We start from the raw sequence: 23,348 nt of genomic DNA on the forward strand, positions 1-23,348 counted from the left end.
GCGGGGCATGAGCAAACCAGACGACGACACACTGATCGCAATGCCCTTCGGGGCGTTGCACAAATGGCATGGGGGCATGCGCGAGGCATTCGCCCATGTCGACGAGCCTGACGCCCTGCAATACCTGGCGTCAGCCTTGGCGCAGCTGGTGTCCATCGAGTCGATGATGATCAGCCTGGAGCGCAAGGACCGCGCGCCCCGGTTGCTGCACCAGCGCGGTATTGCCCAGGAGTACCAGGTCTCGATTCTCGACCGCTATTTTTCCGGGGGCTACCTGCTCGACCCGTTTTGCCTGGCGGTGGAGCATGGCCTGGCGCAAGGCTTCTATCACCTGGAGGAAATCGCCCCGGACAACTTCTTCGACAGTGACTACTACAAGTCCTATTACCTGAAGGCGGGTTGTTCGGAAGACAGTTACTACATCGTCGATACGGGCAACGACACCAAGATCTCCGTCAGCCTCTTCCAGGGTTTCGGGGGTGAATGCCTGCGGGTCGATCAGCTGAACCTGCTGCACGCCGTCGAACCGCTGGTGCGCGAATTTGTCAGCGAGTTCAGTCAGCGTGGCCTGCTTCGCAGTCACGAAATCCAGAGCAATAACGATCAAGGCCTGCGTGATGATCTCAAGCACCGGGTGCAGTCGGCATTCGAACAATTCGGCTGCGACGTGCTGACCGAGCGTGAGCGGGAAGTGGCGCACATGGTGCTTCGCGGCCACTCGGTGAAATCCACCGCCAGCCAGATGGGCATCTCCCCGGAAACCGTGCGCATGCACCGCAAGAATCTGTACCTGAAACTGGAAGTGGGTTCGCAGTCGGAGTTGTTTGCGTTGTTTATTGAGTGGTTGCGCAAGCACTGACTACAACGCAGAGCCAATGTAGGAGCGAGCTTGCTCGCGAAGAACCTGAGAGCACCGCGTTCATCCAGAAAGCGCGCGCCATTATTCACGTCCATCGCGAGCGAGCTCGCTCCTACAGGTGTTGCATCAGTCCTCGCGTTTAACCACCAAGGTCAAAATGTCGTAGCTGGCCACCAGTTCACCCAACTGGTTGGTGACTTCCACGTCCCACGCCACCACCCCTTGCGGGACGCCTTGCGGGCTCATTTTGCCCTGGTCGATTTTGCGTTTGCAGGTCAGGCGTGCCTGGATGGTGTCGCCGATGCCCACCGGGTTGATGAAGCGCAAGGTGTCCAGGCCGTAGTTGGCCAGTACCGGGCCGACGCCTGGGGATACGAACAGACCGGCGGCGGCCGACAGCACGAAATAACCGTGGGCGATGCGCTTGCCGAACTGCGATTCCTTGGCGGCGATGTCGTCGAAGTGCATGTAGAAGTGATCCCCCGACAGGCAGCCGAAGTTCACCAGATCCGCTTCGGTGACGGTACGGCGGTGAGTCAGCAGCGACTCGCCGATCTGCAGGTCCTGGAAGTAACGACGGAACGGGTGCACGTCGGTTTCGATCACGTTGGCGCCACGCACGTATTCACCGGTCACCGCCGCGAGCATGGTGGGCGAACCCTGTACCGCCGCGCGTTGCAGGTAGTGCTTCACCGCACGCAGGCCGCCCAGTTCTTCACCGCCACCGGCACGACCGGGGCCGCCATGCTTGAGTTGCGGCAGCGGCGAGCCGTGACCGGTGGATTCGCCCGCGCAGTGGCGATCCAGCACCAGCAAGCGCCCGTGCAACGCAGCGGCCACCGGAATCGCCTTGGCGGCAATCTGCGGATCCTTGGTTACCAGGCTGGCCACCAGGCTGCCTTTGCCGCGTGCGGCCAGGGCCAGGGCTTCGTCGAGATCGTCATAGGCCATCAAGGTGCTGACCGGACCGAAGGCTTCGATATCGTGGGCGCCGCCTTCGGCGTGCGGGTCGCGAGCCTGCAACAGGGTCGGGGCGAAGAACGCACCTTGACTCACGTTCTCACCGCGCGGTTCGAAGCCGTCACGGGCGCCGAACAGCATGTCGCTGCTCTGCAACAGCGCTTCCAGGCGCTCGGTCACGTCTTTCTGTTGATCGTGGGACGCCAGCGCACCCATGCGCACACCTTCCACCGACGGGTCGCCGACCACCACTTTGGCCAGGCGATCGCGCAGGCGGGTGGCCACGGCATCGATGTGTTTGGCCGGGACGATGGCACGGCGAATGGCGGTGCATTTCTGCCCGGCCTTGGTGGTCATTTCCCGGGCGACTTCCTTGATGAACAGCTCGAACTCTTCGTCGTCCGGGGTGACATCCGGGGCCAGGATCGCGCAGTTCAGCGAGTCGGCTTCGGCGGTGAACGGCACCGAGTTGCGAATCAGGTTCGGGTTGACCCGTAGCTTGGCCGCGGTGTCGGCGGAACCGGTGAAGGTCACCACGTCCTGGCCTTGCAGGCGGTCGAGCAGATCGCCGGTACCGCCGATGATCAGTTGCAGGCTACCCGCTGGCAGCAAGCCGGATTCGTCCATCAGACGCACCACGGCTTCGGTCAGGTAGCTGGTGGCGCTGGCCGGTTTGACGATGCATGGCATGCCGGCGAGGAAGCTCGGGGCGAATTTTTCCAGCATGCCCCAGATCGGGAAGTTGAAGGCGTTGATGTGCACCGCCACGCCGCCCCGAGGCACGAGGATGTGGGTGCCGGCGAAGGTGCCCATTTTGCTCAGCTGCAGGGCCGGGCCTTCATGGACGACGTTGCCCGACGGCAGTTCCCGCGAACCGAGGCCGGCGTAGGTGAAGAGCGTGCTGTTGCCGCCTTCGATGTCGATCCAGCTGTCGGCGCGGGTGGCGCCGCTGTGGTGGGAGATCGCGTAGAGCTGTTCCTTGCGTTCGGCCAGGTACAGGGCCAGGGCCTTGAGGCGCTGGGCACGCTGCTGGAAGTCCAGCGCCATCAGTGCGCTGACACCCTGGCGACGGCCATGTTCGATGGCTTCGGCGAAGTCCGGGCGCTCTTCGTGGGTACGGGCGATTTCATGGCCGTCGATAGCGCTGCGCAGCACCTGGGCGCCGTGTTGGCCGATCCAGCGGCCGGCGATGAAACTTTGCAGGGTGGGGGCGTGCAGTGCAGGTGAAGAGGACATCACGATTGCTCCAGATTATGAAAGGTGTTGGCGCGGCCGCAACCGCGCTTTTCAGGGATTACCAAAGCGCCAGGGTGTAACCGACAATCAGCCGGTTCTCATCGATGGCGGTTTTCAAGCCATTGCCGGAACGGAAGGTCACGTTGCGCCAGCGCAGGCTGACGTCCTTGAACACGCCGCTCTGAATGACGTAACTGATGTCGGTGTCGCGCTCCCGCTCGCGACCGTTGTCGACGCTGCCGGCCTTGACGTGGCGACCGTCGGTGTAGCGCGTCATGAAGGTCAGGCCGGGGATGCCTTGCGCCGCGAAGTCATAGTCGTAACGCAGCTGCCAGGAGTCCTCGTCCGCGCGGGTGTAGGTGTTGTAGGTCACCAGGTTGACCACGTACGGGTCGCCGCCGTTGAGGAACGGAAAGGCACTGTCGCCAGACAACTGCTGGTACGTGGCACTGACCTTGTGGGCACCGTGGGACACGGTGAACATGCTGTTGAAATTGCGATTGTCGATACGCCCGGCCCGCTCGGCGCCATCACCCCGGCTGTCGAAATAGCGCAGGTCGCTGCGCAGGTTGAAGCCGTTGCCCAGCGGTTGGGTGTGCACCAGCCCGACGAACTGCTGGCGATAAATCTGATCGAGCTTGCCGTAGTAGTAGCTCAGGTTCAGTTGCGGGCTGAAGGCGTAGCTGCCGCCGGCAAAGTCGAAGTGATCACTGGTGGCGGTGCCGTAGCCGATGTCATCGTTGCTGGAGGAATCCCGCAGATTGGTCTTGGTCAGGCGTCCGGTGTTCACTGTCAGGCCACTGATTTCCTGGCTGGTGAGCAGGCCGCCCTCGAAGGTCGACGCCAGCAGGCGGGTGTCGTTGTAGGTCGCCACCGGCAACAAGGGTTGCAGGGTGCCGAGCTTCAGCACACTTTTGGAAACTCGCAGCTTGCCGGTCAGCCCCAGTTGGCTGTACTCGTCCGCCGGTTCGTGGCTGTTCGGGCCGTAGGGCAGCAACCCGGTACCCCGGCGATCCGGGCTGGAATCGAGTTTCAGCCCCAACTCCCCCAACGCGTCGAGACCGAAGCCGAATGTGCCTTCGGTGAACCCGGACTCGATGCGCGCGGTGAACCCCTGGGCCCATTCTTCAGCCTTGGATTGTGGTGCGTTGTCCTGGCGGAAATCGCGATTGATGTAGTGGTTGCGCATTTCAATGCGGGCCTTGCTATCGTCGATGAAGTCGGCCATGGCGCTGGTGGCGACCATGGGCAGACTCAATGCGGCGGCCAGCGAAAACAGTGATTCGTAGGAGGCGGTACGCGCGGGCTTCATTATTTTTGTTCCCTGCCATCAGATCGATTGTCGTTTAGTGATTGCTGGCGCCGGAGGCACCGATTCCGGTCATTGAACGGATGAACTGCGCCAGGTAACGGCCGCGTTCAAGGGAGGCACGGGGCGAGGTGTCGGTGACCGAAAACACCCAGGCACTGAAGAAGGCCAGGCTCATGGAAAACAGCGCCGGGTTGGAGTAAGGGAACAGGGCCTTGTCGTGATGCAGCACGTTGACCCATACCGCCGGGCTCAGGATCAGCAGGACAATCGCCGAGACCAGCCCCGCCAGACTGCCGGTCACTGCGCCACGGGTGGTCAGGCCTTTCCAGTACATCGAGAGGAACAGCACCGGGAAGTTCACCGACGCGGCGATGGCCAGGACCAGCCCGGACAGGAACGCAATGTTCTGCGACTCGAACAACAGACCGAGGATGATTGCCAGAACGCCGATGCACAGCGTGGCAATGCGCGACACGCGAATTTCCTGCTGCTCGGTGGCCTGACCCTTGCGCATCACGCAGGCATACAAATCGTGGGACACCGCCGATGCGCCGGACAATGCCAGCCCCGCGACCACCGCCAGAATGGTGGCGAAGGCCACGGCCGAGATGAAGCCGAGGAACAGGTTGCCGCCCACGGCTTGCGCCAGGTGTACGGCGATCATGTTGCCGCCGCCGATGATCGCGCCGCTGGCGTCACGGAACGCCGGGTCGGTGCCGACCATGACGATCGCGCCGAAGCCGACGATGATCAGCAGCAAGTAGAAATAGCCGATGAAACCGGTGGCGTAGAACACGCTTTTACGCGCTTCCTTGGCATCGCTGACGGTGAAGAAGCGCATCAGGATATGCGGCAGGCCGGCGGTGCCGAACATCATGCCCAGCCCCAGCGAGATCGCATCGATCGGGTTCGACAGCAGCCCGCCGGGCGCCATGATGGCGTTGCCCTTGGCATGCACGGCGGTGGCGCCGGCGAACATCGCTTCGGTGCTGAAACCAAAATGCTTGAGCACCATGAACGCCATGAACGTGGTGCCGAACAGCAGCATCACGGCTTTGATGATTTGTACCCAAGTGGTGGCGAGCATGCCGCCGAAGGTCACGTAGAACACCATCAGCACGCCGACCAGCATGACCGCGTAGAGGTAATCGATGCCGAACAGCAATTCGATCAGTTTGCCGGCGCCGACCATTTGTGCCACCAGGTACATCAACGCCACTGTGAGAGTGCCGAACGCCGAAGTCAGGCGCACCGGGGTTTGTTCCAGGCGATAGGAAACCACGTCGGCAAAGGTGTATTTGCCGAGGTTGCGCAGGCGCTCGGCGATCAAAAACAGAATGATCGGCCAGCCCGCCAATACGCCCAGGGCGTACAGCAAACCGTCATAACCATTGAGGAACATCATCGCGGAGATGCCGAGGAAGGACGCCGCCGAGATCATGTCGCCGGCAATCGCCAGACCGTTCTGAAAGCCGGTCATGCCACCGCCGGCGGTGTAGAAATCGCTGGCGGAGCGAGTACGCCGTGCCGCCCAGCGCGTCACGCCGAAGGTGAACAGCACGAACACCAGGAACATGCCGATGGCGTTCCAGTTCATTGGCCGGGACGCGCCGTCGGCGGCCACGGCAAAATCAGTGACCACCGCCAGCGGCAGCAGGAACATCGCGAGAAGACGGCTCATCGGGCGCACTCCTGCTTGAGTTTTTCATTCAGCGGATCGATCACGTGGTTGGCGCGATAGACATAGAAACCGGTCAGTGCAAAGGCCAGCACCACGATCACTACACCCACCAGCATGCCCACGCTGGTCACGCCGCCGTTGAGGGATTGGCCGAGGGTAGAAGGGGAGAAAGCCACCAGCAGCACAAAGCCGTAATAGATCACCAGCATGGCCAGGCTCAGTGACCAGTACAGTTTCTGTTTGCGACGAACCAGCTGGATGAAATCCGGGTGCTGGCCGATGAGTTCTATTTCCTGGGGGGTCATGACGCGAGCTCCTTTGTTGTTTTTGTTTTGGGTGTAACGGTGTATTCGGGTTGATCACTGAACAACTGTGGGAGCGAGCCTGCTCGCGATGGCCGTGAACGATGACGCGTGTAGTCTGGATACACGCGTTGCTCTCAGGTTCTTCGCGAGCAGGCTCGCTCCTGCAGGGGAGGCGGTTGGGGGTTAGAGCTGATCGAAATCCAGCACCACCTTGTCGCTCACCGGAAACGCCTGGCACGACAGCACATAGCCGGCGGCCACTTCGTAGTCTTCCAGGGCGTGGTTGCTGTCCATTTCCACTTCGCCCTCGATGACCTTGCATTTGCAGGTCGAGCACACGCCGGCCTTGCACGAGTAAGGCAGTTCGGCGCCTTGGGCGTTGCCGGCGTCGAGGATGCTCTGGCTGTTGCGTGGCAGGTCGAAGGCGAGGGCGCGGCCGTCGCTGATCACGGTGATCTGGCTGACGGCGGCGTCGACCTGGCGCGCGGCTTCGCGGGCCTGACGTTTTTGCTGGCTGCCAGCGGCGGCGAACAGTTCGAAGTGGATGCGTTCAGGCGCCATACCCTTGGCGTTGAGGCTGTCGCGTACGGTCTCGGTCATTTCCTGCGGGCCGCAGATGAAGGCGGCGTCGAGGGCTTTGACATCGATCCAGCGGCTGAACAATTGCTCGCATTTCTCGGCGTTGATCCGGCCGTTGTACAGGTCGACATCCTGCTGCTCGCGGCTGAACACGAAGATCAGGTTCAACCGTTGCAGGTAACGGTTCTTCAAATCCTCAAGCTGTTCGCGGAACAAGGCGCCGGAGCTTGAACGGTTGCCGTACAGCAGGGTGACGCGGCTATGCGGCTCGGTTTCCAGGGTGGTCTTGATGATCGACAGGATCGGCGTGATGCCGCTGCCCGCCGCGACCGCCAGGTAGTGGCCGTGGCGCGCCGGATCGAGTTCGACGCAGAAATGCCCGGCAGGCGGCATCACTTCCAGACTGTGCCCGGCCTTCAACTGTTCGTTGGCAAAGGCGGAAAAGCGCCCGCCGGCCACGCGCTTGATGGCGACACGCAGTTCACCGTCGTTGACCCCGGTGCAGATCGAGTACGAGCGACGCACTTCTTCGCCGTCCAGATGGGTGCGCATCACCAGGTGCTGGCCCTGGGTGAAGTGAAAACTGTCCTGCAGGTGTTGCGGAATTTCGAAGGCGATGGACACCGCGTCACGGGTCTCGGTGCGCACGTCCTTGATGGTCAGGCTGTGAAATTTACTCATTGTTGTTCTCCAGCTGGGACGGCCGATTGCCGCTCAGATGCACTTGAAATAGTCGAACGGTTCCCGGCAATCGACGCAGCGATACAGCGCCTTGCACGCGGTGGAACCGAACTCGCTGAGCACTTCGGTGTGGGCGCTGCCGCATTGCGGACAGAGGATCACCGGGCTTTCACCGAGCAGGCTGCGCTTGCTGGTACTGCCTTCGGGCGGTGCGATGCCATAGGCGCGCAGGCGTTCGCGGCCGCTGTCAGTGATCCAGTCGGTGGTCCAGGCCGGGGTCAACCGGCGCTCGAGTTGCGGCGCCTGGAAACCGGCCTGTTCCAGCGCCTGGCGAATATCGCCTTCGATCACTTCGGTGGCCGGGCAGCCGGAGTAGGTCGGTGTGACCACCACATGCAGATGGCCGGCCTGCCAATCGAGATCGCGGACGATGCCCAGGTCGACCACGCTGACCACCGGCACTTCCGGGTCCATGACCTCGGCGAGGATCGCCCACGCAGCAGCCAGGTCGGTCGGTTGTGCCGGCCGGGCGCCGAGGTCGCTGGCGATCAGCTCACCAGGTTGCATCGGGGTACGCTCGTGGCAGGAATTGCATCTCGGCCAGCAGGATGCCCAAGTGTTCGGTGTGCAGGCCCTTGCGTGCATTGAGGTAGAAATAGCTGGGCGCGGCAGGCACGGGCAGGGTGGCGCTGGCGAAGATTTCGTTGACCTTGGCTTGCCAGGCGGCGGCGACTTGCGCGGTGTCCGGGGTGATGCCGGCCGCGTGCAGGCGTTGTTCGCTGTCGTCGGCGCTGGTCAGTTCGACGGTGAAACGCCAGACCTCGGGGATCGCTGCCAGCATGCGTTTGTGGCTTTCCTCGGTGCCGTCACCCAGGCGTTCGACCCACTCGCCGGAGCGGCGCAGATGATAGGTGACTTCCTTCACGGCTTTGGCGGCGATCCCGGCGATGCGTTCATCGCTGGACTGGCTCAGGCCGCTCAGCACTTGCAGGTGCCAGGCGTCATACAGGAACTGCTTGAGGATCGTCACCGCGTAATCGCCGTTGGGTTGCTCCACCAGCAGCAGGTTGCGGTAGGCGCGCTCGTCGCGACGGAACGCCAGGTCGTCGGCGTCGCGACCGTCGTTGAGCAATTCGGCGGCATAGTCCAGCCAGTTGCGCGCCTGGCCCACCAGGTCGAGGCCGACATTCATTAGCGCAAGCTCTTCTTCCAGGGCCGGGGCCTTGCCACACCATTGGCACAGACGCTGGCCCTGGATCAGGGCGCTGTCGCCGAGGCGCAGCAGGTATTCGATCAGATCGGTCTTGTTATTCATGGTCGACCTCACATGTGCCCGACTTCGGCCGGCAGCTCGTAGAAGCTGGCGTGGCGGTAAACCTTGTCGTCCGACGGATCGAACAGCGGGTCTTTTTCATCCGGGGAGGAGGCGGTGATCAGCGCCGATGGCACGACCCACAGGCTGACGCCTTCGCTACGACGGGTGTAGAGCTCGCGCGCGTTCTCGATGGCCATGGTGGTGTCGGCGGCATGCACGCTGCCGACGTGCTTGTGGTTGAGGCCGTGCTTGCTGCGCACGAAGACTTCAAAGAGGGTCCACTCGGACATTTCAATTACTCCACATCAGGTGGCCGAATCAGGCGGCGTTCTTGTTTTGTTTTTTGCGGGCGTGGGCGACGGCGGCTTCACGAACCCAGGCACCGTCCTCAATCGCCTTGCGGCGGGTGGCGACGCGTTCCTGGTTGCACGGGCCGTTGCCCTTGAGCACTTCGTAGAATTCGCTCCACTGGATCTCGCCGAAATCGTAGTGGCCGCGCTCGGCGTTCCACTTCAGGTCCGGATCGGGGCAGGTGCAGCCCAGCAGCTCGAGTTGCGGGATGGTCTGGTCGATGAAGCGCTGGCGCAGTTCGTCGTTGCTCTGGCGCTTGATTTTCCAGGCCATGGACTGGGCGCTGTTGGGCGAGTGTTCGTCGCTTGGACCGAACATCATCAGCGACGGCCACCACAGGCGGTTGATCGCATCCTGGACCATGTCTTTTTGTGCCTGATTGCCGTGGCGCATCATGGTCAGGAGGATTTCGTAGCCCTGGCGCTGGTGGAAGCTCTCTTCCTTGCAGATACGCACCATGGCCCGGGAGTAGGGGCCGTAGGAGGTGCGCTGCAAAACCACCTGGTTAACGATCGCCGCGCCATCCACCAGCCAGCCCACTGCGCCCATGTCGGCCCAGTTCAGCGTCGGGTAGTTGAAGATGCTCGAATACTTGGCCTTGCCGCTGTGCAGCTTGGCGATTTCCTCATCGCGGTCGGCGCCCAGGGTTTCCATGGCGCTGTACAGATACAAGCCGTGACCGGCTTCGTCCTGAATCTTGGCCATCAATTGCAGTTTGCGTTTGAGCGTCGGCGCGCGGGTGACCCAGTTGCCTTCGGGCAGCATGCCGACGATTTCGGAGTGGGCGTGCTGGGAAATCTGCCGGATCAGGGTTTGCCGGTAGGCATCTGGCATCCAGTTCTTGGCTTCGATCTTGATTTCTGAATCGATTTTTTCCTGAAAGGCGCGTTCCTGATCGGACATTTCCGACAGGTCTTTGATGCGCTTTACGCCTGTTTCTACGAGCTGTGCGTACATTGGGGGTCTCCCGCCGTGAATCTGTTCGAGGGCATGGAGAACTTTATAAGCGATACGGAAATTTATATCAAACACAAAATGATGTGTCGTATTTGTTTTTTGTATCGCTTTGGGGGGAGGGAAGCTTGGTTTTGGGGGTATATCCATTTCTTCGGTAACGGCGGCTGGCGGTTTCGCCGTTCAGGCGAACCATTTGGAAGAACGTAACGCGCCCCCTGTAGGAGCGAGCCCGCTCGCGATGGTGGATAACGACGACGCGGGCTGTCTGAATGCCCGCGTTGTCCTGACGTTTTTCGCGAGCAGGCTCGCTCCTACAGAGACAACGCAAACCCTGTGGGAGCGAGCCTGCTCGCGATGGTGGGTAACGATGACGCGGGCTGTCTGAATGCCCGCGTTGTCCCGGCGTTTTTCGCGAGCAGGCTCGCTCCTACAGAGACAACGCAAACCCTGTGGGAGCGAGCCCGCTCGCGATGGTGGGTAAAGATGACTCGGGCTGTCTGAATGCCCGCGTTGTCCCGGCGTTTTTCGCGAGCAGGCTCGCTCCTACAGAGACAACGCAAACCCTGTAGGAGCGAGCCCGCTCGCGATGGTGGGTAACGATGACGCGGACTGTCTGAATGCCCGCGTTGTCCCGGCGTTTTTCGCGAGCAGGCTCGCTCCTACAGAGACAATGCAAACCCTGTGGGAGCGAGCCTGCTCGCGATGGTGGGTAACGATGACGCGGGCTATCTGAATGCCCGCGTTGTCATGACGTTTTTCGCGAGCAGGCTCGCTCCTACGGAGACAATGCAAACCCTGTAGGAGCGAGCCTGCTCGCGATGGAGGATAACGATGACGTGGGTTGTCTGAATGCCCGCGTTGTCATGACGTTTTTCGCGAGCAGGCTCGCTCCTACAGAGACAACGCAAACCCTGTGGGAGCGAGCCCGCTCGCGATGGAGGGTAACGATGACGCGGGCTGTCTGAATGCCCGCGTTGTCCCGGCGTTTTTCGCGAGCAGGCTCGCTCCCACAGAAAAGCTGATGGACATACATCAAAAAAAACCAAAAAAAAACCCCGCAAAAGCGGGGCCATAAGGGGTGCAGCAGTCATGCTTTCGGGCGCTTGTCCATCACGTGGCAAGCCTTGCCCTCTGAACGTTTGATCGAGTGGAAAGGCTGCAAAACAATCCGCGAACTGATCCCGATATAGGTCTTGATGTGCTTGCTCAGTTCCCCGCAAACAGCCTTCTGCTGTTCATCGCTCAAGTGCTGATGTTCGGCCTTCAACTCGACATGGACATCGACGCTGTCCAGGTTGCCATTGCGATACAGATGGATCTCGTAGCACTCGGCCAGTTGTTTGACTTTCAGCACCTGTTCTTCGATCTGCGTCGGGAAAACGTTGACCCCACGGATGATCAGCATGTCATCGCTGCGTCCGGTGATTTTGTCGATGCGTCGCATTGGCCTTGCGGTGCCCGGCAGCAGGCGCGTCAGGTCGCGGGTGCGGTAGCGGATCATCGGCAGGGCTTCTTTGCTCAGGGAGGTGAACACCAGTTCGCCCATTTGGCCGTCCGGCAGCACCTCGCCGGTGACCGGGTCGATGATTTCCGGGTAGAAGTGGTCTTCCCAGATGGTCGGGCCGTCCTTGGACTCGGCGCATTCCATGGCGACACCCGGGCCCATGATTTCCGAGAGGCCGTAGATGTCCAGGGCGGTGATGCCCAGGCGTGTTTCGATGGCGCTGCGCAGTTCGGCGGTCCATGGCTCGGCGCCGAAGATGCCCAGGCGCAGGGCCAGTTTGTGCGGGTCGATGCCCTGGCGCTCGATTTCATCGGCGATGTTGAGCATGTAGGACGGCGTGACCATGATGATGTCCGGCTGGAAATCCTTGATCAGTTGCACTTGTTTCTCGGTCTGGCCGCCGGACATCGGGATCACCGTGCAACCCAGGCGTTCGGCACCGTAATGCGCGCCGAGGCCGCCGGTGAACAGGCCGTAGCCATAGGAAATATGCACCTTGTCGCCGCGACGTCCGCCCGCGGCACGAATCGAGCGGGCGACCACGTTGGCCCAGGTGTCGATGTCGTTCTGGGTGTAGCCGACGACGGTCGGTTTGCCGGTGGTGCCGCTGGAGGCGTGCAGGCGAACGATGTCATGCATCGGCACGGCGAACATGCCGTACGGGTAGTTGTCACGCAGGTCGGACTTGGTGGTGAACGGGAATTTCGCCAGGTCTTCGAGAGACTGGATGTCGTCCGGGTGCACGCCCAGGGCATCGAAACGCTGGCGGTACAGCGGCACGTTCTCGTAGGCGTGCTTGAGGCTCCAGCGCAGGCGATCCAGCTGATGTTGACGCAACTCGTCGATGCTGGCGGTTTCCAGCGGGTCCAGCACAGGATCAAGCACGGATTGGGCAATTGGCATGTTCATGACTTCACTCGAATTGTTTTTGTGTTCCAGCCCCTTTGCACAGGGGCTTTGAGTGCATGACCCAAGGATACCTCTCGGCTCCCCGGGAATCGCGGTTCTTTAGTGGGAGAGTCGCTCGATGATCAGCGCGATCCCTTGGCCGACGCCGATGCACATGGTGCACAGGGCATAGCGGCCACTCCGTTCCTCAAGCTCATGCAGGGCCGTGGTCACCAGGCGCGCGCCGCTCATGCCCAGTGGATGGCCGAGGGCAATCGCGCCACCGTTGGGGTTGACCCGTGGATCGGTGTCGCTCAAGCCCAGTTCGCGCAGCACCGCCAGGCCTTGTGCGGCAAAGGCTTCGTTGAGTTCGATGACGTCCATGTCCGCCAGGCTCAGGTTGGCCAGTTCCAGCACCTTGCGCGTCGCCGGCACCGGACCGATGCCCATGATGCGTGGCTCGACCCCGGCAGTGGCCATCGCCACCACCCGGCCGCGAGCGGTCAGGCCGTGACGCTTGGCGACTTCCGGGCTGGCCAGTAACAGCGCACAGGCACCGTCGTTGACCCCGGAAGCGTTGCCGGCGGTGATGCTGCCGCCTTCGCGGAACGGCGTGCCGAGTTTGGCCAACTGCTCAAGGGTAGTGTCGCCGCGCGGGTGTTCATCCTGCTCGACCACTTTGGCCGGGCCTTTGCGCTGGGGGATTTCTACCGCGACGATTTCCCTGGCCAGGCGTCCATTAGCCTGGGCGGCAGCGGCCCGTTGCTGGCTGCGCAGGGCGAAAGCGTCCTGGTCGGCGCGGGAGATGTTGAACTGTTCGGCCACGTTCTCTGCGGTTTCCGGCATGGAATCGATGCCGAAGGCCTTTTTCATCAACGGATTGACGAAGCGCCAGCCGATGGTGGTATCGAAAATCTCCGCCTGGCGGGAAAACGCCTGCTCGGCCTTGCCCATCACCAGCGGTGCGCGGGACATCGATTCGACGCCGCCGACCAGCATCAACCCGGCCTCGCCACTGCGAATGGCGCGCGCCGCCGTGCCGACCGCATCCAGCCCGGAACCGCACAGGCGATTGAGGGTGGTGCCGGGCACGCTGACGGGCAACCCGGCCAACAGCGCCGACATGCGCGCGACGTTGCGGTTGTCTTCGCCGGCCTGGTTGGCGCAGCCGTAGATCACGTCATCGACACTGCTCCAGTCCACTTGCGGGTGACGCCGCAGCAGTTCGCGCAGGGGCACCGCGCCGAGGTCGTCGGCGCGCACGCTGCTCAAGACTCCGGCGTAGCGACCGATCGGGGTCCGTACCGCATCGATGATCAGGGCGTCATTCATTCGGGTTCTCCTGCGTCAGCACCGGGCCGCGCACTTTGTAGGATTTGCCATGGAACAGGGCGATCAACTGGCCCTGTTGGTTTTCAATGCGTACGTCGTAGTTGCCGGTGCGACCCGAGCGGCTCTGCTCGGTGCAATCGGCGTTCAACGTGTCGCCCAGGCGCGCCGGGGCGATGTAGTCGATGCTGCAACCGATGGCCACGGTGGCTTCGTTGTAGCTGTTGCAGGCAAAGGCGAACGCCGAGTCGGCGAGGGCGAACAGGTAGCCGCCGTGGCAGGTGCCGTGGCCCTGGAGCATGTCGGCGCGCACGGTCATGCCCACCCGGGCGCAGCCGGGGCCGGCGGACAGCAGGCGCATGCCCATGGCCTGGCTGGCGCTGTCACGCAGGAACAGGGCCTGGGCGCAATCGCTGGCCAGGGTCATGGCTTCGTGATTAGTCATGGAGGTTTCTCCCTTCGGCGACCCGACGGCGCAACAGCAGCGATGGGCGATAGCGTTCTTCGCCGTAGGCGGCTTGCAGGTTGTCCAGCACGGTAACGATGTGTGCCAGGCCAATGGCATCGGCCCAGGCCAGCGGCCCTTGCGGGTAATTGACCCCGGCACGCATGGCCAGATCGATGTCGGCCGCCGAGGCCACGCCTTGCAGCAGCGCATCCGCCGCCTCGTTGGCCAGCATCGCCACCGTGCGCAGGACCGCCAGGGCCGGGCTGTCGCTGAGCAGGCTGACCTTGAAACCGGCCCGTTGCAGCAGGGCGACGCCTTGTTCGAGGGCCAGTGGATCGATGCCCGCCGCGCAGCTGATGGCGATGCGTTGGGCCTTGCTGTAATCGAGGGCCAGATCCAGCAGGATCAGGTTGCGCAGTCCGTCTTCCCGGGCGCGCTGACAGGCCATGCGCCCGTCGCTCAAGGCCAGCACCGCGTCACCGACCCGCAGCAGGCCCAGGCCATCACGCTGGATGATCTCGACGCCTTGTTCGCGCAAACGCGCCAGCAAACCCTGGGCAATGCCGAGGTCGCCTTCAGCAGCGCAAACCTCGATCGTTGCTTCGCTGCTGATTTGAGCGGCTTGCGCACGTTCGGCGCCTTGGGTGTAGCTGTAGAAACCCTGGCCGCTTTTACGTCCCAGGCGTCCGCCGTCCACCAGTTCTTTCTGGATCAGTGAAGGCAGGAAACGGGTGTCCTTGTAATAGGCATCGAACACCGAGCAGGTCACGGCATAGTTGACGTCGTGGCCGATCAGGTCAGTCAGTTCGAACGCACCCATGGCAAAACCGCCGGCCTCGCGCATCAGCGCATCCAGGGTCGGGCAATCGGCGGCGCCTTCCTGCAACAGGCGCAGGCTCTCGGCGTAGAACGGCCGGGCCACGCGGTTGACGATGAAGCCCGGCGTGGAACGGGTGTGCACCGGTTTTTTGCCCCAGGCTTTGGCTGTCTCGTACAGGCACTCGGCCAGGGTTGGATCGCTGGCCAGGCCGGAAACGATTTCCACCAGCGCCATGACCGGCGCCGGGTTGAAGAAGTGCAGGCCGAGCAGGCGATTTGGGTGATCAAGTTGCGCGGCGATGCTGGTGATCGACAGCGACGACGTGTTGCTGGCCAGGATGCAGTGTTCGGCGCAGATGCCTTCCAGCTGCCGGAACAGCGCGCGTTTGACCTCAAGGTTCTCGACGATGGCCTCGATGATCAGCTCGCAATCGGCCAGCGCTTCAATGGCTTCTACTGCGTGCAGACGGGCAATCGTGGCGCTGCGGGACTCGGCCGAGAGTTTGCCGTTCTCGACCCGTTTGCCCAGTTGCCGGTCGATGCCTTCGATGGCCTGGGCGGCGGCGCCGGGGCGGTTGTCCAGCAGCAACACCGGGTGACCGGCCTGCGCCGCGACCTGTGCAATCCCGGCGCCCATGGCGCCGGCACCGATCACCGCGATGCGTGCGTTGACGTTCAGTGCGGTCATGGCTCAGCGTCCCTTGAAGCTTGGGGTGCGTTTTTCCATGAAGGCACTCACGCCTTCGCGATAGTCCTCGCTGCGTCCGGCCAGGCGTTGCAGATCGCGCTCCAGTTCGAGCTGTTCGTCGAAGCTGTTGCTCAGGCTGGCGTTGAGGCTGCGCTTGATCAGGGCCAGACCGTAGGTCGGTTGCGTGGCCAGGTGTTGCGCGAGCTTCAGCGCTTCGTCGCGCAATTCAGCGTCTTCCACGCAGCGGTAGATCAGCCCCCATTGCTCGGCCTGTTCGGCGGTCAGGCGATTGCCGAGCAGGGCGAGGGCCTTGGCGCGGGCCATGCCGACCAGGCGCGGCAGGGTCCAGGTGCCGCCAGAGTCAGGGATCAGGCCGATCTTGCAGAATGCCTGGATGAAACTGGCCGAGCGTGCCGCCAGTACCAGGTCGCAGGCCAGCGGAATGTTGGCGCCGGCGCCGGCCGCCACGCCATTGACCGCGCAGATCACCGGCATCGGCAGGTCGCGCAGTTGGCGGATCAGCGGGTTGTAGAACTTCTCGATGGATTCGCCCAGGTCCGGCACGGCGCTGCCCGGTGCGACATTACGGTCGCTGAGGTCTTGTCCGGCACAGAAGCCACGACCTTCGCCGGTCAGCAGCAGCACGCGCACGTCCGGGTTCTGCCGGACTTGCTTGAGCGCTTCCTTCACTTCGCCGTGCATCTGCGTGTTGAAGCTGTTGAGCTGGTCCGGGCGATTGAGGCTGAGCAGGGCAACGCCGGCCTCGATGGAAAACAGAATGTGTTCGAAGTTCATGGTCTTGGCGCTCTCTGAGAGATCGTTCTTTTTTAAAAGGGGCGGGGTGATCACTGGCCGGTGAAGGTCGGCGTGCGTTTTTCCTGGAAGGCGGCAATGCCTTCCTCGCGGTCGCGGGTGCCGGCCAGCACGGTGAAGGCATGGCGCTCGAAGCGCAGGCCGGTGGACAGGTCGGTGTCCATGGCCTTGAGCAGCGCTTCCTTGGCCAGGCGCACCGCCAGCGGGGCTTTGCCGGCAATGCTGCGGGCGATTTGCAGGGCGCGCTCAACGGTGAGTTCCGGTTGCGTCACTTCGCTGACCAGCCCGGCGCGCTGGGCCTGGCGCGCATCGATCGGCTCGCCGGTCAGGACCATCTGCATGGCCATGGATTTGCCGACGGCACGCAGCAGGCGTTGGGTGCCACCGGCGCCGGGCATGATCCCGAGGTTGATTTCCGGCTGACCGAAGCGGGCGTCCTCACCGGCAATGATGATGTCGGCGTGCATCGCCAGTTCGCAGCCGCCGCCGAGGGCGAAGCCATTGACGGCGGCGATCAGTGGTTTGCTGAAGCGGGTGATCGCCTGCCACGAAGCCTGGCGGGGATCGTCGAGGATGCCGACCAGGTCGCGTTCGGCCATTTCCTTGATGTCGGCGCCAGCGGCGAAGGCCTTGCGGCTACCGGTGAGGACCACGGCGCGGGTCTGGGGGTCGGCTTGTGCGGCGCTCAGTTCGTCGGCCAGCTCACCCAGCAATTGGGTGGTCAGGGCGTTCAGGGCTTGCGGGCGCTGCAGGGTAATCAGGCGGACGCCGGGCTCGATCAGTTCGACGGCAAGGGTTAGAGGCATGGCGGATGCCCTCACGGTGCACGCTCGGCGGTGATGCCGGCTTGTTATTGGATCGGTCGCAGGAACCGGTTTTGCCCGAGTATACCTGCAACGTGATACGCAAACGCAATATAAAAATAGATTTAATGTGTCCTTTTGTCGTTGCTTCAGTCATTGCATGTCTGCCGGGAGTGGACGCTGATATGCCTGAATATCCCGATTTTATTGGCTGCTGATCGGGTGGTGGCGGCAGGCGAGTCACCGCGCTGATCGCCCTTTTCAAGTGATACGGTTTTTTGTCTTTGTGCTGGTAAAAGTGATATGATACAAAATGAGTCATTATTTGCATCGCTTTGTGAAGGAACCTTCCATGACCTGCTACAGCCTCGATGGCCTGACCCCGGTGGTTGACCCCAGTGCCTATGTGCATCCGTCTGCCGTGTTGATCGGTGATGTGATCGTCGGTCCTCATTGCTACGTCGGGCCGCTCGCGAGCCTGCGTGGCGACTTTGGCCGGATCGTCCTGGAGGAGGGCGCCAATCTGCAGGACACCTGCGTGATGCACGGTTTTCCCGACAGTGACACCGTGGTCGAACGCAATGGCCACATCGGTCACGGTGCCGTGCTGCATGGTTGCCGGATCGGCGCCGACGCGTTGGTGGGCATGAATGCGGTGGTGATGGACAACGCGCACATCGGCCCGCGTTCATTCGTCTCGGCGGCGGCGTTCGTCAAGGCCGGTTTCGAATGCCCCGAGCAGTCGCTGGTGATGGGCGCCCCGGCCAGCGTCAAGCGCAGCCTCAGCGATCAGGAGGTGGCGTGGAAACAGGCAGGCACCCGCGAGTATCAGCAGTTGGCCCGGCGTTGCCTGGAACAGATGCAAGTCTGCGAACCGCTGAGCGAGCCGGAGCCGGATCGCCCGCGCATCAGCGACAGTGGTCTGCGGCCAAAGGGCACGTCGTGAACACAAATCCCCTTGTAGGAGCGAGCTTGCTCGCGAAAAACGCCAGGACAACACGGGCCTTCAGACAGAGCGCGTCATCGTTGACGTCCATCGCGAGCGAGCTCGCTCCTACAGAGGGATTTGCGATTAACAGGCGGACTTTCGGTATATTCGTTTTCTTTTTTCGCTCGGTACGCCCATGTCGTCCCTGACACCTTTGAATCACTTGATTACCCGCTTCCAGGAGCAAACGCCGATCCGCGCCAGCTCCTTGATCATCACGTTGTACGGCGATGCCATCGAGCCTCATGGCGGGACGGTGTGGCTGGGCAGCCTGATTCAGTTGCTCGAACCGATCGGCATCAACGAACGGCTGATCCGCACGTCGATTTTCCGCCTGACCAAGGAAGGCTGGCTGACCGCCGAAAAAGTCGGGCGTCGCAGTTACTACAGCCTGACCGGCACCGGTCGCCGGCGTTTCGACAAGGCGTTCAAACGGGTCTATAGCACCAGCATGCCGGCCTGGGACGGTTCCTGGTGCCTGGTGATGCTGTCGCAGCTGACCCAGGACAAGCGCAAACAAGTGCGTGAAGAGCTGGAGTGGCAAGGTTTTGGTGCGATTTCTCCGGCGGTGCTGGCGTGTCCGCGCAGCGACCGCACCGATGTCAACGCGACCCTGATCGACCTCGGCGCCCAGGAAGAAACCATCGTCTTCGAAACCACCGCCCAGGACGTGCTGGCCTCCAAGGCCCTGCGCCTGCAGGTGCGCGAGAGCTGGAACATCGAGGAGCTGGCGACCCATTACAGTGAGTTCATTCAATTGTTCCGGCCGCTCTGGCAAGCGCTTCGCGAGCAGGAGAACCTGCAGCCGGCGGACTGTTTCCTGGCACGGATTCTGCTAATTCATGAATACCGAAAATTGCTGTTGCGCGATCCGCAACTGCCGGACGAGTTGTTGCCCGGTGATTGGGAAGGTCGGGCGGCGCGGCAGTTGTGCCGCAACATTTACCGTTTGATTTACGCCAAGGCCGAGGAATGGCTGAACGCTGCACTGGAAACGGCCGACGGCCCGTTGCCGGATGTGGGGGAAAGCTTTTACCGGCGTTTTGGCGGACTCAAATAACACGTCATGGTGCAGGGAGCAGGGTTGTTCAGGAGAGGCGTAGCACCCCGATGTCGTGTGGATTGACGTAGACAATAAAAATAAGCCTGCGTGAGGCCTGACATGATTTCTTCAATAATTGCACAGCGCCAGGATGGGTTCGATCAGTGGATCCATCAGATCAACCAGATCTGTGGCGCCTTCAATGCACAACCGCTGGGCGCGGGGTTTACCGGGCAGATCCGGGAATACCGCAGCGATGCCCTCAAGCTCAGCTTTGTCGATGCCTGTCAGGCGCGCCTGTACCGCACGCCGCAGGAAGTCGCGGCGGGCGAGGGCGGCAAGTACTTCGCAGTGTTCCAGCTCGATGGCTCGGCGGGTATGGCCCAGGGCGACGACAAAGTGTTGCTGTCCGCCGGCGACATCACACTGATCGATGCATCGCGCCCAAGCGACTTCACCTACAGCGAAAACTCCCGACAGTTGTCACTGATCCTGCCCTACCCATTGGTCGAGCAGACCCTGCGCTTCAACCAGGTCAGGTGCGGTCACCGCATCGCCGCGACATCGCCCATCGCGATGCTGTCGCACCGGTTGATCCTTGATGCCACCCGCCAGCCAAACCTCAGTCGTCAGGAAAGCGAAGCGACCCTGGAAGCGATTGTCAGCCTGCTGCGCCCGGCGATCAGTCAGGCAGACGACTGCACGGATCTGCATGAACGCACCTTCCGCAAGACCCTGAGTTTTATCGACCAGCACATCCGCTCCGAAGAGCTGTGCCCGGAATGGCTGGCGCGAGAAGTGGGCATGTCCACTCGCGGGCTGTACCGGATGTTTGCCAAGAAGGGCCTGGTGGTGGCGCGCTACATCAAGAATCGTCGCCTGGACCTGTGCGCCGAATCCCTGCGCCAATCGGGCAAGGAGCAAAAGTTGTCGGTGCTGGGGTACTCATGGGGTTTTTCCGATTCGAGCTACTTCTCCACGGCGTTCAAGTCACGCTTCGGTATTGCGCCGGGGGAGTATCGCAAGCTGCATGCTTGAGGTCCTTGATCAGATCGCAGCGTTCGATGCTTGGAAGTCCTAGGGTTTGAGCAATTCGCTAAACGCCTCCAGCTCGCCTTTCTCCAGATCGGAAACCATGACGAAGCGCATGTGGTTGGCTTGCCAGGACACGACGTTGAAGCCGCGGATCGTCTGACTCTGGCGCGGCTTGTCGGCCTCGGGCGCGGGCAGGATAAACACATTGATGATGTGCTTGGCCCGGCCATAGCTCAGGGCCGCCGTGGTCTGGTGTTGCAGATAATCCAGGCGCCCGCCCAACAGGGGAAAGCCCTGCGCCGAGTAATCGAACACCGGTGGCGAGAAGTCGAGTTTGCCGGTGAACCAGGGCTTGACGGTGTGGCGGTCGGACGACACCACATCGTTCAGATGCTCGCCCATCAACGAGCGAACGTGACTGGAAACCGCCTCGTCCATCAACGGCTGCTCGCTGCCGGGTGTCGCCACATACAGCACCATCGCCAAAGCCAGCGCCGCCGCTGAAAAAGCCGGTGCAAACCATTTTCGCCAGCGCTCCAGGGCCCCGGGCGCTGGCGCCTCAGGGGTGGTCACGCGGGCAATCAGTGACGCCGGCGCCGCGTAGTACGGCGCCTTGTGCCTGACGCTGACCTTCAGCAGCTGCGCCTGATCATGTAACCGCGCGCAGGCGGCGCACTCGGCCAGATGCCCGGCCACATTCGCCGCTGTCTCGGGATCAAGTTCCTTGTCCAGATAGCCATGCACCAGCGTCTGGCAAACCGTGCAGTCGAATTCATTCATGGGCGTGCAACTTCAATAGTTCGAGCTTGAGCATGGCGCGAGCCCTGGCCAGCCTCGACATGACGGTACCGATGGGGACGTCGACCACCAGGGCGATGTCCTTGTAAGCCAGGTCTTCGAGTTCTTTCAGAATGATCACCTCACGAAACGCCGGTGGCAGGGCGCACAGGGCTTGCTGGATCAGCGCCGCATTTTCGGTGTGGATGGCCAGCAGTTCCGGGGTCTGGCTGTGGCCCGGCGCTGCTGTGTTTTCATCGGATTCATCGTCGAAAGCGACCCAGTGCCGTCCGGCCGAGGCCTTGAGCCAGGTGTAGCTTTCGTTGCGCACGATGGTCAGAAACCAGGCCTTGGCGTTGCCGTCGACGAAGCGGTGCGCAAACCGCAAGGCGCGCAGGGCGCTTTCCTGTACGACATCGTGCGCGGCGCTGTCATTGCCCGTGAGCCAGCGCGCGAGGTTGTAAGCGGCGTCCAGGTGCGGCGCAAACAGTTCCTCAAATCGCTTCATAGTGGTTCCCGCACTGTCCCACCCCTATAACTGCGGTGCGTGGCCTTTTATTCCCGGAAAAATTTATTTTTTCGACGGGGAATAAAGACCCGTCCTGCAAGGTTTACCTCGTGTCAGCTACATCACTGTAGTTCTCCTGCGAGGGAATACCGATGGACATTCAAGCAAAACACCCACTGCGCACCGACGCCCCGTTAAACCCCGACCGCCGGACACTGCTCAAGTGCTCGGCGTGGGCCGGGGCGGGGGTCATCTGGGCCTTGAGCGGCGGCATTCCCCGGGCCTTCGCTCTGGATGACACGGGGAATGTCTCCGACCCCAAGGCGCTGGCCAGCACCTTCCACTTCGTGCAGATCAGCGACTCGCACATCGGTTTCAACAAAGAGGCCAATCCCGATCCGGTGAAGACCTTGCAAGTGGCGATTGACAAGGTCATCGCGCTGCCCAAGCGGCCATCGCTGATCCTGCATACCGGCGATATTACCCACCTGTCCAAACCCGCAGAGTTCGACACCGCCGCACAATTGCTCAAGGCGCTGCCGTCCACCGTGCACTATGTGCCGGGCGAGCACGACACCCTCGACGAGGGCGGCGGCAAGCTCTATCTGGAGCGTTACGGCAAGGGCACCAAAGGCAATGGCTGGTACAGCTTCGACGACCACGGCGTGCATTTCATTGCCCTGGTGAACGTCTTCAACTTCCAGGCTGGCCATGAAGCGACCCTCGGTGCCGATCAACTGGCCTGGCTGGCCGATGACTTGCGCGCGGTGAGCAGCAGCACACCGATTGTCGTGTTCACCCATATTCCATTGTGGACCCTCTATCAGCCGTGGGGCTGGGGCACGGAGGACGGCGATCAGGCGATTGCCATGCTGCGCAAGTACGGTTCGGTGACGGTGCTGAACGGGCACATCCATCAGGTCATCCAGAAGGTCGAGGGCAACATCACCTTCCACACCGCGCGCGGCACCGCCTATCCACAACCGGCACCGGGCACGGCGCCGGCTCCGGGACCGATGACGGTGCCGGCGGATCAATTGCGCAATTACCTGGGGATCACCGATGTGCGAGCGACGCAGGGTGAGCACCCCTTGGCGCTGATCGATTCGACACTGGTTTAGCGGAGGGCATTGGAATGAAAGCGCGATTGTTGGCTGTTGTTTGCGTGTTGCTGTCGATGCCGGTGTGGGCTCAGGAGGTGAAAGTCGATATCAAGGAATTCATGTTCGGGCCCAAGGATTTGAACGTAGCGGTGGGCACCAAAGTGACCTGGGTGAATGACGACGAAATTCCGCACACGGTGGCGGAAACCCACAAGCTGTTTCGCTCCGGGGCGCTGGATACCGGTGACAGCTATTCCTGGGTGTTCAATACACCGGGGGAGTATGAGTATTTCTGTGCACTGCATCCGCAGATGCTGGGGAAGATTGTGGTCAGCCAATGAACGGACCGATGTAACCCTGTAGGAGC

Annotated in this window: 23 protein-coding genes; 6 read left to right on the forward strand and 17 right to left on the reverse strand. The window is 62.1% G+C overall.

The features are described from left to right. Nucleotides 1–7 precede the first annotated feature (7 nt). A complete protein-coding gene (locus BLV61_RS25475; protein WP_208604215.1) occupies nt 8–859 on the forward strand; it encodes a helix-turn-helix domain-containing protein in 852 nt (283 codons plus the stop codon). 126 nt (nt 860–985) lie between these two features. Here BLV61_RS25475 and paaZ read toward each other — a convergent pair whose 3' ends face one another. The 15 genes from paaZ to paaF all read right to left on the reverse strand — a co-directional run bounded on the left by paaZ (nt 986) and on the right by paaF (nt 17,531). Then, the gene (gene paaZ / locus BLV61_RS25480) at nt 986–3,055 is read right to left on the reverse strand and encodes a phenylacetic acid degradation bifunctional protein PaaZ (protein WP_090468234.1); all 2,070 of its coding nucleotides are present in this window, start codon (nt 3,053–3,055) and stop codon (nt 986–988) included. A 58-nt stretch (nt 3,056–3,113) separates the two neighbouring features. Beyond that, complete coding sequence (locus BLV61_RS25485; protein WP_047527396.1) at nt 3,114–4,367, reverse strand: OprD family porin; 1,254 nt, start codon at nt 4,365–4,367, stop codon at nt 3,114–3,116. Between the two features lie 34 nt (nt 4,368–4,401). Continuing rightward, nucleotides 4,402–6,048, reverse strand: a complete 1,647-nt coding sequence (locus BLV61_RS25490; RefSeq protein ID WP_090468236.1) for a cation acetate symporter — start codon at nt 6,046–6,048, stop codon at nt 4,402–4,404. Further along, nucleotides 6,045–6,353: a DUF485 domain-containing protein gene (locus BLV61_RS25495; RefSeq protein ID WP_047527400.1), complete on the reverse strand. Its 309-nt coding sequence runs from the start codon at nt 6,351–6,353 to the stop codon at nt 6,045–6,047. The genes BLV61_RS25490 and BLV61_RS25495 overlap by 4 nt, the downstream gene beginning before the upstream one ends. A gap of 183 nt (nt 6,354–6,536) precedes the next feature. Further along, nucleotides 6,537–7,613, reverse strand: coding sequence for a 1,2-phenylacetyl-CoA epoxidase subunit PaaE (paaE, locus tag BLV61_RS25500; RefSeq protein WP_090468239.1), 1,077 nt, complete (start codon nt 7,611–7,613; stop codon nt 6,537–6,539). A 33-nt stretch (nt 7,614–7,646) separates the two neighbouring features. Next, nucleotides 7,647–8,180, reverse strand: coding sequence for a 1,2-phenylacetyl-CoA epoxidase subunit PaaD (gene paaD, locus BLV61_RS25505; protein ID WP_090468241.1), 534 nt, complete (start codon nt 8,178–8,180; stop codon nt 7,647–7,649). Continuing rightward, nucleotides 8,167–8,928 carry a 1,2-phenylacetyl-CoA epoxidase subunit PaaC gene (gene paaC / locus BLV61_RS25510; RefSeq protein ID WP_047527406.1) on the reverse strand — a complete coding sequence of 254 codons (762 nt, stop codon included), beginning with the start codon at nt 8,926–8,928 and terminating at the stop codon, nt 8,167–8,169. The genes paaD and paaC overlap by 14 nt, the downstream gene beginning before the upstream one ends. An 8-nt stretch (nt 8,929–8,936) precedes the next feature. After that, a complete protein-coding gene (gene paaB / locus BLV61_RS25515; protein ID WP_007943393.1) occupies nt 8,937–9,218 on the reverse strand; it encodes a 1,2-phenylacetyl-CoA epoxidase subunit PaaB in 282 nt (93 codons plus the stop codon). A gap of 28 nt (nt 9,219–9,246) precedes the next feature. Then, a complete protein-coding gene (gene paaA, locus BLV61_RS25520; RefSeq protein WP_047527409.1) occupies nt 9,247–10,236 on the reverse strand; it encodes a 1,2-phenylacetyl-CoA epoxidase subunit PaaA in 990 nt (329 codons plus the stop codon). Nucleotides 10,237–11,323: 1,087 nt separating this feature from the next. Then, complete coding sequence (gene paaK / locus BLV61_RS25525; protein ID WP_047527413.1) at nt 11,324–12,649, reverse strand: phenylacetate--CoA ligase PaaK; 1,326 nt, start codon at nt 12,647–12,649, stop codon at nt 11,324–11,326. 99 nt (nt 12,650–12,748) lie between these two features. After that, complete coding sequence (gene pcaF, locus BLV61_RS25530) at nt 12,749–13,960, reverse strand: 3-oxoadipyl-CoA thiolase (RefSeq protein ID WP_090468244.1); 1,212 nt, start codon at nt 13,958–13,960, stop codon at nt 12,749–12,751. Beyond that, entirely contained in the window at nt 13,953–14,402 is a 450-nt protein-coding gene (paaI, locus tag BLV61_RS25535) for a hydroxyphenylacetyl-CoA thioesterase PaaI (protein ID WP_047527417.1), read from the reverse strand. The genes pcaF and paaI overlap by 8 nt, the downstream gene beginning before the upstream one ends. Beyond that, nucleotides 14,395–15,912 carry a 3-hydroxyacyl-CoA dehydrogenase PaaH gene (gene paaH, locus BLV61_RS25540; RefSeq protein WP_090468246.1) on the reverse strand — a complete coding sequence of 506 codons (1,518 nt, stop codon included), beginning with the start codon at nt 15,910–15,912 and terminating at the stop codon, nt 14,395–14,397. Before paaH ends, paaI begins: the two co-directional genes overlap by 8 nt. Nucleotides 15,913–15,915: 3 nt before the next feature. Continuing rightward, nucleotides 15,916–16,707 carry a 2-(1,2-epoxy-1,2-dihydrophenyl)acetyl-CoA isomerase PaaG gene (gene paaG, locus BLV61_RS25545; RefSeq protein ID WP_047527419.1) on the reverse strand — a complete coding sequence of 264 codons (792 nt, stop codon included), beginning with the start codon at nt 16,705–16,707 and terminating at the stop codon, nt 15,916–15,918. A 50-nt stretch (nt 16,708–16,757) separates the two neighbouring features. Then, a complete protein-coding gene (paaF, locus tag BLV61_RS25550) occupies nt 16,758–17,531 on the reverse strand; it encodes a 2,3-dehydroadipyl-CoA hydratase PaaF (protein WP_090468249.1) in 774 nt (257 codons plus the stop codon). Between the two features lie 349 nt (nt 17,532–17,880). On the opposite strand from paaF, the gene paaY reads away from it, so the two are divergent. From paaY to feaR, 3 genes are all read left to right on the forward strand, one after another. Then, nucleotides 17,881–18,474 (forward strand): phenylacetic acid degradation protein PaaY, encoded by a 594-nt coding sequence (gene paaY, locus BLV61_RS25555; RefSeq protein ID WP_090468251.1) that lies wholly within the window; start codon nt 17,881–17,883, stop codon nt 18,472–18,474. A 178-nt stretch (nt 18,475–18,652) separates the two neighbouring features. Next, the gene (gene paaX, locus BLV61_RS25560) at nt 18,653–19,576 is read left to right on the forward strand and encodes a phenylacetic acid degradation operon negative regulatory protein PaaX (RefSeq protein ID WP_047527425.1); all 924 of its coding nucleotides are present in this window, start codon (nt 18,653–18,655) and stop codon (nt 19,574–19,576) included. 105 nt (nt 19,577–19,681) lie between these two features. Further along, nucleotides 19,682–20,596 carry a transcriptional regulator FeaR gene (feaR, locus tag BLV61_RS25565; protein ID WP_167361847.1) on the forward strand — a complete coding sequence of 305 codons (915 nt, stop codon included), beginning with the start codon at nt 19,682–19,684 and terminating at the stop codon, nt 20,594–20,596. A 39-nt stretch (nt 20,597–20,635) separates the two neighbouring features. Here the strand turns inward: feaR and BLV61_RS25570 are convergent, their stop codons facing one another. Both BLV61_RS25570 and BLV61_RS25575 read right to left on the reverse strand, forming a co-directional pair. Further along, nucleotides 20,636–21,373 carry an anti-sigma factor family protein gene (locus BLV61_RS25570; protein ID WP_090468256.1) on the reverse strand — a complete coding sequence of 246 codons (738 nt, stop codon included), beginning with the start codon at nt 21,371–21,373 and terminating at the stop codon, nt 20,636–20,638. Beyond that, nucleotides 21,366–21,878 carry a sigma-70 family RNA polymerase sigma factor gene (locus tag BLV61_RS25575; RefSeq protein ID WP_090468258.1) on the reverse strand — a complete coding sequence of 171 codons (513 nt, stop codon included), beginning with the start codon at nt 21,876–21,878 and terminating at the stop codon, nt 21,366–21,368. The genes BLV61_RS25570 and BLV61_RS25575 overlap by 8 nt, the downstream gene beginning before the upstream one ends. Before the next feature lie 152 nt (nt 21,879–22,030). On the opposite strand from BLV61_RS25575, the gene BLV61_RS25580 reads away from it, so the two are divergent. Then, a complete protein-coding gene (locus BLV61_RS25580; RefSeq protein ID WP_047527428.1) occupies nt 22,031–22,999 on the forward strand; it encodes a metallophosphoesterase family protein in 969 nt (322 codons plus the stop codon). A gap of 14 nt (nt 23,000–23,013) precedes the next feature. Next, a complete protein-coding gene (locus BLV61_RS25585) occupies nt 23,014–23,322 on the forward strand; it encodes a cupredoxin domain-containing protein (protein WP_090468260.1) in 309 nt (102 codons plus the stop codon). The last annotated feature ends 26 nt before the right edge of the window (nt 23,323–23,348 follow it).

The organism is Pseudomonas mohnii, assembly GCF_900105115.1.
GTDB lineage: Bacteria > Pseudomonadota > Gammaproteobacteria > Pseudomonadales > Pseudomonadaceae > Aquipseudomonas > Aquipseudomonas mohnii.